Origin of the sequence: Halomonas sp. (genome assembly GCF_031581305.1) — a bacterium.
Taxonomy (GTDB): domain Bacteria; phylum Pseudomonadota; class Gammaproteobacteria; order Pseudomonadales; family Halomonadaceae; genus Halomonas.
The window spans coordinates 1-12,108 of the sequence record NZ_JAVLBC010000051.1; the positions used below are offsets into that span (position 1 = coordinate 1).

General features: G+C 64.6%; 9 protein-coding genes and 1 pseudogene. 6 read left to right on the forward strand and 4 right to left on the reverse strand.

Going from position 1 to position 12,108, the window contains the following annotated elements; translation table 11 throughout:
* On the forward strand, positions 1 to 866 hold an 866-nt coding region (locus RI841_RS06255), incomplete at its 5' end, for an aminotransferase class III-fold pyridoxal phosphate-dependent enzyme (RefSeq protein WP_310704721.1).
* 12 nt (positions 867 to 878) lie between these two features.
* Here the strand turns inward: RI841_RS06255 and RI841_RS06260 are convergent.
* Both RI841_RS06260 and RI841_RS06265 read right to left on the reverse strand, forming a co-directional pair.
* The gene (locus RI841_RS06260) at positions 879 to 2,903 is read right to left on the reverse strand and encodes a CocE/NonD family hydrolase (protein WP_310704722.1); all 2,025 of its coding nucleotides are present in this window, start codon (positions 2,901 to 2,903) and stop codon (positions 879 to 881) included.
* A 32-nt stretch (positions 2,904 to 2,935) separates the two neighbouring features.
* A complete protein-coding gene (locus tag RI841_RS06265; RefSeq protein WP_310704723.1) occupies positions 2,936 to 4,240 on the reverse strand; it encodes an ATP-grasp domain-containing protein in 1,305 nt (434 codons plus the stop codon).
* 232 nt (positions 4,241 to 4,472) lie between these two features.
* On the opposite strand from RI841_RS06265, the gene RI841_RS06270 reads away from it, so the two are divergent.
* The 5 genes from RI841_RS06270 to RI841_RS06290 all read left to right on the forward strand — a co-directional run bounded on the left by RI841_RS06270 (position 4,473) and on the right by RI841_RS06290 (position 10,301).
* A complete protein-coding gene (locus RI841_RS06270) occupies positions 4,473 to 5,468 on the forward strand; it encodes a hypothetical protein (protein ID WP_310704724.1) in 996 nt (331 codons plus the stop codon).
* Positions 5,469 to 5,486: 18 nt separating this feature from the next.
* Positions 5,487 to 5,789: a winged helix-turn-helix domain-containing protein gene (locus tag RI841_RS06275; protein ID WP_310704725.1), complete on the forward strand. Its 303-nt coding sequence runs from the start codon at positions 5,487 to 5,489 to the stop codon at positions 5,787 to 5,789.
* 26 nt (positions 5,790 to 5,815) lie between these two features.
* Positions 5,816 to 6,817: a lysophospholipase gene (locus RI841_RS06280; protein ID WP_310704726.1), complete on the forward strand. Its 1,002-nt coding sequence runs from the start codon at positions 5,816 to 5,818 to the stop codon at positions 6,815 to 6,817.
* 91 nt (positions 6,818 to 6,908) lie between these two features.
* Positions 6,909 to 8,909: a hypothetical protein gene (locus tag RI841_RS06285; protein ID WP_310704727.1), complete on the forward strand. Its 2,001-nt coding sequence runs from the start codon at positions 6,909 to 6,911 to the stop codon at positions 8,907 to 8,909.
* A gap of 84 nt (positions 8,910 to 8,993) precedes the next feature.
* Positions 8,994 to 10,301: a carboxylate--amine ligase gene (locus RI841_RS06290; protein ID WP_310704728.1), complete on the forward strand. Its 1,308-nt coding sequence runs from the start codon at positions 8,994 to 8,996 to the stop codon at positions 10,299 to 10,301.
* 50 nt (positions 10,302 to 10,351) lie between these two features.
* Here the strand turns inward: RI841_RS06290 and RI841_RS06295 are convergent, their stop codons facing one another.
* Positions 10,352 to 11,527 (reverse strand): RNA-guided endonuclease TnpB family protein, encoded by a 1,176-nt coding sequence (locus RI841_RS06295; protein ID WP_310704729.1) that lies wholly within the window; start codon positions 11,525 to 11,527, stop codon positions 10,352 to 10,354.
* Positions 11,528 to 11,759: 232 nt separating this feature from the next.
* Positions 11,760 to 12,108: pseudogene (locus RI841_RS06300) on the reverse strand (oxidoreductase); the annotation flags it as partial.

Below are 12,108 nucleotides of genomic sequence, written 5' to 3' on the forward strand. Positions count from 1 at the left end.
CCTACCACGGCGACACCGCCGGCTGCATGGCGGTCTGCGACCCCGAGGAGGGCATGCACTCGCTGTTTGCGGGCTATCTGCCCCGCCACCACGTCGCACCGGCCCCCACGGCGCCCTTCGATGCCGGGCCAGACGCGGTAGCAGCCGACCTGGCCGCCCTGCGCGAGGTGCTCGAGCGCCACCACCACGAAATCGCGGCGCTCCTGATGGAGCCGCTGCTGCAGGCCGCCGGCGGCCTCAACATGACCTCGCCCCACTACCTGCGAGGCGCCCGAGCGCTGTGCAACGAGTTCGACGTGCTGCTGGTGTTCGACGAGGTGGCCACCGGCTTCGGCCGTACCGGGCGGATGTTCGCCGCCGACCATGCCGACGTCACCCCCGATATCATGGTGCTCTCCAAGGGGCTCACCGGCGGGTATCTGGGCCACGCGGCGACGCTGGCCACCGACCGGGTGCATGACGCCTTCATCGGCGATAGCGAGATGCACGCCTTCATGCACGGCCCCACCTTCATGGGCAATCCGCTGGCCTGCCGGGTGGCCCTGGAGAGCCTGGCGGTATTCGAGGAGGAGGACTACCTGGGCAAGATCGCTGTTCTCAATGGGGTGCTACGCGAGGCGCTGCTGGATGACGCGGCACTGGCCGAGCACCCCGCGGTGGCGGACGTGCGCATACTGGGCGCCACCGCGGTGATCGAGGCCCACGATGCGGCGGATCTTGTCGGCGTGGGCGACTGGGCCCGCGAGCAGGGCGTCTGGCTGCGCCCCATCGGCCGCTGGCTCTACACCATGCCGGCCTATATCACCACCGAGCGCGACATGTGCCGCATCACCGACGTCATGAAGGGCTGGTTCCTGGCGCGCTGATGGCGTCGGCGGCTATACCAGTCGGCGCGGGATGGTGACATCCCAGTTGCGACTGTAGACGCGCTGCTCGCCCTCGTAGGCATCCAGGGTGGCATGCAGCTGGAATTCCCCGGCCGTCGAAGTCAGCACGGTGCGGGTCACCGTGCTGACCTCCCAGTCATCCCGTTTCAGCGAACGCTCCCAGAGGGTCGTCGCCTCCAGGGAGTCGAAGTCATCATCCCGGGAGCGATAGGTTTCCACCGCGCGTGTCGCCACCTCGAGGCCGCTATCCTCCAGGCGGATCCGACCGTTGTCGTTGATCACCTCGAGGGTGGAGAGATCCTCGGCGAGGTCGCGATGCACATACCAGTTATGGTGCCCGGGCTCGAGGCGCGTGGTGGCGATGGATGGGGCCGCCTCTGGCTCGGCGAACGGTGACAACCGGTCATCTTCGTCACGCGGCGGGCGCACGGGCAAGTGCAGCGCGCTGTCCTTGTCGAAGACCGTCAGGCGCACGTGCTCGGGAGGCGCCCAGGCCAGCGGCCAGTAGGAAGTCGAGAGCGAAAGCCTCAGACGATGGCCGCGGGGAAACACCTGGGCCACGTCGTTCAGCTTCACGCGAACCCGGTAGCGGCGACCGGGTTCCAGCGCGGACGGCGCCTCGTGGCCGTCGCGGTGGGTCAGGTTGAGCAGGCCATAGGTCACTCGGGTGGCCTTGTCATCGGGCGCCACATCGGAAAGCCGGACCGCCACCATGGCCACGGGCCGGTCGGCGGCCAGCTCCAGTTCCAGCTCTGGCGCCCCCATCATCTCCAGGGTCTCCTCCAGTGGTGGCGTGTCGAAGGTCAGGGCACCGCCGTCCTCCTCGCGCTGGTCATGGGCCAGGTCGGGGCCTGCCGCATAGGAGCACCACTTACCGGCGAACATGCCGCAGGTCAGCGGCGACTGCAGCGTCAGCGCAGTCTCGTCCTCGCAGGCAGCGCCATTGAGGTTCAGCCGCCCCGGCGCCAGCGGCAGGCGCCAATGGTGAATATTGGGCGATGGCCAGCTCGGCTCCGCCACCCAGCGCCCCGGCCGGCAGCCAACGCTGGTCGTCGGCGGCATGCTGTCCTGCATCCAGACCCGTACCGCGGGGTCCTGCTCCACGCCGCGGTCTATACCCTTCAAGCCCTGGTCCCACCAGCGCAGGCACTCCTGCAGGAAACCGATGGCCGGCCCCGGTTCACCGAGATGGGGATACTTGTGACTCCAGGGGCCGATCAGCCCCTTGCAGCGGTCGGGCAGGTTCGCCACCAGTCGCTTGACCGCATTGGAGTAGCCATCTGCCCAGCCGCTGGCGGCCAGTACAGGCACCTCGACCCGGGAGAAGTCCTCGCAGATGGAGCCGTGCTGCCAGTAAGCGTCCCGATGCGGATGGTCGAGCCAGGTCGCCAGCCACAATCCGCTGCCCTCGAGCCGCTGGTGCCACATCTCGCGCCAGGCATCGCCGACCACGGACGGATCCGGCGGCAGGGAGTTGTAGGCGAACATGGTGGAGGCCCAGGAGAGATTGTCACCCAGCAGGCAGCCGCCCATGTAATGCACATCGTCGGCGTAGCGGTCGTCCGTGGAGCAGACACTGATCACCGCGCCAAGCTCGGGAGGCTGGCGTGCGGCCAATTGCAAGCCATTGAACCCCCCCCAGGAGATACCGATCATGCCCACCTTGCCATCGCACCAGGGCTGAGCGGCGATCCAGCGCAGGATCGCCTCACCGTCCACCAGCTCCTGTTCCAGGTATTCGTCGGTGAGCACTCCCCCGGAATCACCGCTGCCGCGAATGTCCACCCGCAGCGAGGCATAGCCGTGCCCGGCAAAGTAGTGATGGTGCATGACATCACGCCGGGCGGAGCCGTCACGCAGGCGGTAGGGAATATATTCGAGAATGGCGGGGACCGGGGCGTCCTCCGCCCCCTCCGGCAGCCAAAGGCGAGCACACAGCTCTATGCCATCGTCCATGGGGATCCAGACGGGATCCCGACATTCAACCGCATAGGGGAAATCGGTCACGACGCGCAAGACGGCCTCCTAACAGGAAAAGTATTGAGGGTTCAGGAACGATGCCACGAGGAGAGCGGCTCGATCTCGAAGGAGAGCATCTGTCGGCACTGCTCGATCCGCGCCGTCAGCGCCTCGCGACTTTCCCCGCCGATGAACAGCACGCCAAGTTCGTAGGAGAAAGAGTCCTGGTGCTTGAGCTCCGACAGCCGCATGCCCTCGTGCACATTGAGATGCACCAGGGTGCCCGGGAATGTTTCCTCGACCTGACGAATCTCCTCGTCAGACGGTACCCGGCGCACCCAGCCATCCTCGAAGACCCGCAACATCTGCTTGGCGGCGATGGGGTAATCACCCTCACGGTGCGGCATGCGCGGCGGAATGCCCAGCGCCGTGTCCACCATCACCTGCATGTGCGGCGCGCCATCGACCAGTTGGAAGATTGCCGCGTGAGAGCGGGAGATCCGGGCATTGATCTCGAGCAGCCAGATACGGTCGTTCTCTTCGTCCAGGAAGAACTCGATGTTGAACGGTGAATCGTCATAGCCGATCCGGGCGAGAAAACGCCGGGTGATCGCCAACATCCGCTCCTGCACCTCGTCAGGCAGCAAAGTAGGATACTCGTAGCGCAATAGCACGGAGGGGTGGGTGTCATCTCGCAGACTGTCGATGATACCTACCAGGTGGACCTCACCGTTCTGAACATACCCCTCCAGAGTGCACTGGCGGCCGGAGGAGATGATTTCTTCGGCGACACAGTGATACCCGGTGACTGCCGCCACCTCCTCGGGTAACTCGGCCAGCGCCATGATCTCATCGAAGGGCTGCCCGAAACGCCCGATCCCCTCACGGATCACCGGCAGCACCTCGCGCAGCTGGTCGGCGTTTTCGATGCGAAAACCGAGATGGGAGGAGTGGGCCTTCACCGGCTTGATCCAGAACGGGTAGTCGATCTCGACGGCCTCGACGGCCCGGTCGTCGAAGGGATCCAGCGCCTGGAAACCCGGCACGCATTCCGGCACGGCCCTCGCCTGCTCCAGGCGGCTCCAGTACTTGTGCTCGCACTTGAGAAATGCTTCCAGCGATGGGCCGGGCAGGCCCCGCTCCCGGCGCAGCACCGGCAGCAGCCCGCTGGTGGGGAAATCCCAGTAACCGACGATGGCATCTACCGAGCCAGGAAAGCGCTCGAGCTGGTCGAGGGCATCCGCCGTCAGTCGAGCAAAGGGGTACTCCTCAGCGTGCACGACCTCATCGAGCGACAGCAGCTCGTGGAAGGCATAGTCCTCAACGTGCCGGAGGTTCGGCAGCATCCGCTTGCTCAGCTCATCTTGGCCGATGATAAAAACGTTCCAGCTCATTTTGCCTCCTCCTATGGGGCCGCTCCTGACGGCCAATGCCATGCAGGCACTACTCGGGAACTCCCGATGTTCCTTCAGGATGGCAACTATCCTGTCAGCATGCCTTGATATCAATCAACGTGTTCCCGCTGAATTTCCGCACCGGGGCATTCGAGCCAGGTAGGCACACGACAATGGTGCGAAGGATGGCGAAGCCGGTAGACTTCCCCGAAACAGGGCGAGAGAGTCGGACATGATGGGATTACGGACACTGGTGGCCATATCGCTGGTCACCCTCGGCCTCGCCGCCCATGCCGACACCCCGGACGTCGACGACGACAGCGACCTGCCGGCGTGGGCCGAGAAGCGGATTGGTCCCTTCCATGCCGGCCTCTCGCGCTGGGTGGAGAGCACCTCCCGCAGTATCGACGGCTTCTTCGGTACCACCGATGCGCTGACCGTGGACACCGACTCCTACCTCCGCCTCAGCCAGGAGTGGGACTGGGGCGAGGGTGAGCCCTTCAACCAGGACCTGGGCGCCCGTTTCCGCCTCGACCTGCCCACCACCGAGGAGCGCCTGCGAGTGATCATCGAAAGCGAGCCCGACGAGACCCGTGGCACCTTGTCGGAACGAGAGTCGGCGCTCAACGATGACCGCACCAACAGTCTCGGCGACCTGCTGGTGGGCCTGAACCGCCTCGGCAACAAGGACAAGACCCGCCACTGGAACACTCGGGTCGGCGCCGGCATCAAGCTGCGCCTGCCGCTGGAGCCCTACGTGCGTCTGACCAGTCAACGGCTCTGGACGCTGGAGGACGGTCCCTGGCAGCTCCACAGCGACAATCGCCTCTCCTGGTTCAGTGGCGACGGCTACTCCGCCCGTACCCGCTGGGACCTGGGCAGGCCGATCGACGAGAAGCGCCACCTGCGCTTTATCACCAACGTCCAGTGGCGCGAAGAGGTCGATCACCTCGAGTTCAGCCAGGTCGTGGAGCTCAACCACCGCCTCAACCGCCGAAGCGTCCTGCGCACCTCCGGCGGGGTGGTCGGCGAGAGCGGTTCCCGCCCCGTCATCGAGGACAGCTACCTCGAGGTGCGCTTTCGCCGTGACATCCACAAGGGCTTCACCTTCCTCGACATCGCTCCCTCGCTGCACTTTCCCCGGGACGCCGACCGTGACCCGCGCTGGGCGCTGACCCTGCGCCTGGAGATGTATTTTCGTCGCCATATCGACCGCGTCAGCCTCTAACGCGAAGGACTGCCTGCCATGCCCCTGAGCAAGACCCGCACCAGCTTCTATCGCCGCCTCTACGTGGCCCACCTGGTGGCCACCGGCACCGCCAGCGTACCGGCCATCACCGCGGCCACCGGCATGCCCCGTCGCACCGCCCAGGACACCCTCGGGGCGCTGGGCGAGCTGGACATCCTCTGCGAGTTCGAGCACCTAGCCGGCGAGCGCCACAACATCGGCGCCTACGTGATCCGTGACTGGGGCCCGATCGACCCGGCGTGGGTGGCGGCGCACGCCGAACGGCTACGAGACGCCCTGGGCTATCCGCATCGACCGTGAGGAAAATGGTGAAGGCCGGGACCCTGATGACGCGACGGCTTGCGCCGCTGGCTCTCCTGCTCCTGCTGGCCGGCTGCGGCGAGGGAGCCATCCGCCAGTCGCCGGGCCCGGGCACCGACGAGGTCCGGCTGACGGCGGGTCAGGTGATTGCCGAGGATGGCTACCGGCTGCCGCTTCACTACTGGCCGGCCAAGGGCGACGTGCAGGCCATCGTGCTCGGCATCCACGGCTTCAACGAACATGGCGGCACCTTCCAGGTCCTGGCCGAGGCGCTGGCACCCCGCGGCATTTCCCTCTATGCCCATGACCAGCGCGGCTTCGGCACCACCGCCCAGCGACGCCTCTGGCCCGGCCATGAGCGGCTGGCCGACGACGTCACCCTGCTCGCCGACCTGCTGAGCGAGCGCCATCCCGGGACCCCGCTCTACCTGGTCGGCCACAGCTTGGGGGGCGCCGTGGCGATCCTCGCCCTGAGCGGCGACAACCCGCCGCCGGTGGACGGCAGCGTATTGATCGCGCCCGCGGTCTGGGGCTTCGAGGCCATGCCCTGGTACCAGCGTCTGGGCCTGTGGCTCGGCGTGCGCCTCTTCCCCGCGCTGAGCTTCTCCTCGACCACGGTCCAACATCTCGGCATCGAACCCACCGATGACCCCGAGATGAAGCGTCGGCTGGCCGAGGACCCGCTGATCCTGCACCGTGCGCGCGTCGATACCCTGCACGGGGTGAGCCTGGCCATGGACGCGAGCCTGGCGGCCGCCCGCGAGCTGCCCGCCCCGGCGCTGATCCTCTATGGCACCGAGGACCACATCATCCCGCCGGAGGCGATCTGCGCCCTGCTCGCACGACTGCCCGAGAAGGCGGCCATACGCCTGGCCCTCTACCCACAGGGCTACCACATGCTCACCCGCTACACGAAGCGAGAGCGCACCGAGGCAGACATCGCGGCCTGGCTGACCGACCCCGCGGCTCCCCTGCCTTCCGGCCACGAGCAGACCCGAGACCAGGCCCACGACGCCCTCTGCCACTGAGCGGGCGACGACGTCTCCGCAGCAGGCTGTCCGGCGCATGGCCCGCCCGAATGTGATTGACATCACTCGGGACAGGGCGGACCTTGGGTACATGAGCGAAGAGACTGGCGAATCCGCCCACCACGACGACGACGGGTCGAGCGAGCGGGTGACGCAACTCGACGCCGCCATCGCACGGCTCGACGCCGCCAATGCCATTGCCGGTGTGTCTCCCGTCTTCGAGGTCGTCGAGGCGATACGCCCTCTGATGTTCAACGACCGGGGGCTTGAGGTCCTCTATGCGCGTGTGCCGGCGATCGAGGCCGCCGGGTTCTTCGGTGGCAGCGATTGGGATTATCCCCAGACGCTGGTGCCATCCCTCGCCGTTCGTACCGTGCGTCATGGCGACCCCGTTGCCACCGTGGTGGAAGGCCTGAGCCAGATTCGCCTGCTGGCTGTCGCCAAGGGCGATTATTCGCACCCTTCCGTCTCGGCGGAGCACGCTCATCACTTTCTTGCCCAGGTGATGGCCATGAACCTCGATATCGTGGTCAGCGACCTGCAAGAGAGCGACCGGCTGCGGCCTGAACGCCTCGGGTACGCCGTCCAGACCCTGTATCGCTACCTGCTGCAACACCTGGGCTACCGGAATCTTCTGGAGCACCTGGTGGCCGAAGTCTGGCGAATCCTGGCGCAACGCCCGGTCCAGGTGGATGGCGTCAAGCAGATGGTGACCCAGATTGCCACTTGCCTGCCCAGCCTGGAGGATCGGCCGGACGCCATGGCCGGCGAGGTGGGGGACGACGCCCTACAGTTGATCCATGCCGTGTTCAGTCCTACCGAGGGCTGCCGTGAAGATCCCGGTTTTGAGGTGTATGCCCAGCGGCTGGCGAGCATGGACGACGCGGCCCTGCTTAAGGAGGCCATTGCCTTTGCCCAGGCCATGCACAGCACCGGCCTGGTCTCGCCCTACATGCCGGGGTTCATCCGTTACCTGCGCAACCGTTGGAACGCGCTGATCCCCACGGCACTCGGCCTGAGCCATACGGGGGCGGACGCCTTTCACTGTTACCCGGCATTGATCCACACGCTGATCGATGAGGCCCTGTTTGCCGAGACCAGCCAGGCCGCCTACGGCCTTGCCATGATGCTCGAGCGCGGCATCCTCTATTCGCCGCCGGTGGCCCCGTCGCTGTGGCGGCAGCTGAGAATGACCTTGTGCAATGCCGCGGCAGAGAAGATCGTTGCCGTTTTCGGAAACCGCCGCTCGCCGGAATGCTTTCTTCTCGCCGACGTTCTCAATGTGCTCGGCCGCCCGCTGGGCGTGGGTCAGGGAAATTACCCCACCTGCCAGTCGACACGCGCCCTGTCCATGTGGGCCTTCAATACGCCGGCTGACCTGCTGCGGATCGTCGCCTGGGCGGCGCGGGACGATGAGATCGTGATGCGCTTCGAAGGTCACAACCTTTCCTCCCGTGAGCTCGGCGCAGGCCTGGCAGCCGAACCACCCGTGGATGTGGACGCCGTCTCCCTGCTCACCGTCCCTCACCTCGATCGCATCTACTTCGAGATGGGGCGCCGCAGCGCCGGACGCGGAGAGGATCCGCACAAGTGGGTCAACGCCGAATTCCACGGCGATCATGTGGGCCACGGCTTCCGCATCGCCGTCGATGTGTTTACCGGCGGCCTGAAGGACTTCGAAGGTTTTATCCGTGACTTTTATGCCGCCTATCACCCCTTCTACAACGGCAATATTCCGGTGATCAATCCGCAGCCCGCCGGTATTGCCGTGACCGATAGCGCCATGCGCTTTCTCGGCTGGCACGCGATCACGATCCAGCGCCTTGCCCTCGATCCGAGCCAGGTCATGCGGGTGTATTTCTTCAATCCCAATAACGACAGCGGGCAGGACTGGGGGCAGGGCATCGTTACCTCGACCCAGGGCAATGGCGAGCTCTACGGTGAGGCCTCGCTACCGGTTGCCCAGTTCGCATCGCGGCTATACGTCTTTCACTACGACCCGCTCGAGAAGGGGGGGCCGGCCGATGTTCCAACCGATGAAGTGGATCGGGCCATGCGTCTGGCCCGAGATAGCTGGGCGTCGAGGCGCTAGCCGAAGATGCTTGGCACTCAAGCTCGACAAGACCGTAGAAAGTCGAGCGTCAATATCCTGCCCAAGGCAGAAGGAGTGCAGTACATGTCGTCTGTATCAGAAACCCCGGCCGACAAGGACGTTTCAAGCTGGACCGACCCGACACTGGATTCTGTCCGCGGCACTGAAACGCCCAAGGACCCCAACAAGGGGTACATCGCGCTGCTGGGCTGGAGCGTCAATGCCATCAAGGCCGCGCAACAGTTTGACCGCCGCTACGTGGTGGTGGCGCCAGACTGGGCCGCCGACTTCTGCGAGGCCAACAAGATCCCGTACATCCAATGGGATTTCGTGCGACTGAATGATCGATCCATGGAAATTGCGGAAACCCTCAAGGCGGAGGGCGTTGACGTGGCCATCCCGCTATTCGAAGAAACCGTCGAATGGTCAGGCGCGATCAACTCCGTCCTGATGGACAGCCCCCGCATGTACGGACAATCCATCCTGTTTCGCGACAAGGCACTGATGAAGCGCCGCGCCCAGCTGGGCGGTATTCGCGTGGGGATCTTCGAGGAAGCCCACGAGAAAGACGACATCATCCGCTTCATGAAACGCGTCAACCAGACACTGCTCAAGCTCGACGGCGACCCCGATGACCCGATTCACGTCAAGGCCTTCGACAAGGCGGGGTGTCTCGGACACCGCATGATCCGCAAGATCGATGAGATCGACAGCATTCCGGCCGAAGAGTATCCCTTGCTGATGGAAAGTCACCTTGATGGCTGGGAGTTTGCCGTCGAGGCCTGGATCCATGATGGTGAGATCAAGTTCCTCAACATCTCCGAGTACGTGACCCTGGGCTACTCGGTGTTCGTTCCCGCCACACGGGAACTCGAGAGCTGGCGCGATGCCATCACCAAGCAGATCAAGAAGTTGATCAAGACGTTCGATATCCGGTTCGGCCTGATCCATCCCGAGTACTTCGTGGCAGCGGACGGCGAGATGTACTTCGGCGAGGTTGCCTATCGCCCGCCCGGTTTCAAGGCCTTCGAGCTCATCGAGCGTGCCTACGGATTCAGTGCCTATCAGGCATCGATGCTGGTCTTCGACCCCAAGAGCACCAAGGAGGAGGTCGATGCCTTCTTCCCCCGCGAAGTGGTCGACGCAAAAGGCTATGCGGGTTGCTTCGGTGTGTACCCACGGCGTCGTGTCGTCAGCAGGCTGGAGATGCCCAAGGAAACCATCGAGCACCCCTACTTCGAATCTCACGAGCTGGTGGCGCCGACCGAGGAGACAGTGCCGGACCGTTCGGCTTTCGGCACGCACTGGGGCCTGGTGTTCTTCTTCGGCGACGATCCGATCAAGATGCGAGATCTGCTCAAGGCTCAGGAGGAGCTGGACTTCTACGTGTGACTGCTCCCCGCCCTAAGCGCTGACGCGCCACGGGCGAGGCTTCCCACTTCTCAGGCAGCAGCCGGCGACATGCCGGACTTATGCAAGCCTCCATGGGCAGAGACGGACAGCCCTTCCGCCTTCAACTTCACTATGCCTTGATGCTTGATGTTCAGCGCCGCGTTGGTGTCCCGGTCGTGCTGTGTGTGGCAGGCGGGGCACTCCCACGACCGGAGACTCAACGGCATGGCGTCCATCTTGTGCTGGCAGACATGGCAGGTCTTGGAGCTGGCAAACCACGGGTCGATCTTGACCAGATGTTTGCCTTGCTCCTTGACCTTGTAGTCCAGTTTGGCAGTCAAGGCATGCCATGACGCATCGCCAATGTGCTTGGCGAGCTTGGCGTTCTTCATCATGTTCTTGACCTTCAGCGTCTCGACGATTACCGCTTGGTTGTCGTCAACAATCTGTCGAGAGAGCTTGTGCTGGAAGTCATTGCGGGCGTTAGCCACGCGTTCGTGAGCCTTGGCGACGAGCAGCCGTGCCCTAGCTCGATGGGCGCTGCCCTTCTTCGTGCGGGCCAGCGCCTGCTGTTTGCGCTTGAGGTTCTTCTGCGACTGCTTGAGGAAGCGCGGATTGGCGATCTTGCGGCCGGTGGAGTCAATGGCAAGATGCGACAACCCCATGTCGAGGCCGACGACACAGGCAACGTCTACATCCTTCAGCAGTGCCGGGGCGACCTGTTCTGTTTCGTAGAGCAGCGAGGCGTAGTGCTTCCCGGTGACCGTCCGGGTCAGGGTGATGCTTTTCAGCTTTCCCTCAACCTTGCGATGCACCTTGGCCTTGATCGGACCGAGCTTGGGCACCTTGATCCAGCTATCGCCAGCATTGACGCCGACGCAGTGGTAGCTGGATTGCTTGCCCCGCTTGCTCTTGAAGCGCGGGTAGCCCGTCTTTTGATTGGGGTCGAAGAAACGCTGGAAGGCTTGGTCGAGATTGATGCACGACTGCTGGAGAGCCATGGAATCCGCTTCTTTCAGCCAGCCATACTTGCGGGACTTCTTGGCCACCGGCAGCAGCTTTTTGATGTCGTGTTTTGCACTCAACGACTGGCCGTGGCGCTTATAGCGATGGGACATGATGCGAAGGCCGGTGTTGTAGCAGAAGCGCACCGCGCCGAACTGGCGGTTCAGAAACGCCACCTGCTCGGTCGTGGGGTAGATGCGTATCTTCGTGGCCTTCAACATAGCGAAGCACATAGCATGGATGTATGTACAGCGTATGTCGTCTTATCCTGTCGGGCAACCCCAGCAGGCTACCGCGCTGCCCGCTTACCTCCCCGCCCGAGTGGGCGAGGGTTCACGCGGATTTTGCTGATAACGCCTTGACGACCGCCTCTTGTCGAGGCGGTAAATGACAAGGGGCAGGGCTAGCGCCCTGCCCTTTTCATGCCTGGCGGTCCCACATCCGATCGCCTGACTAGCGTGCCATGTCAACCACCACGCGTCCGCGCACCCGACCGGCGAGCAGCTCGCCCGCCGTGTCGATGGCCTCCTCCAGGCCGATCGTGCGGGTGATGGCATCGAGCTGCACGGGGGCCAGCAGCTCACCGAGCCGGCGCCAGGCCTCGACGCGGTCCTCGTAGGAGCGCATCACGCTGTCGATCCCCGCCAGGGTCACGCCTCTGAGGATGAAGGGGGCAACACTGCCCGGCAGGTCCATGCCCTGCGCCAGCCCACAGGCGGCGACGGTGCCGCCATAGCGGGTCCCGGCGAGGATGTTGGCCAGGGTGTGGCTACCCACCGAGTCGATGGCCCCCGCCCAGCGC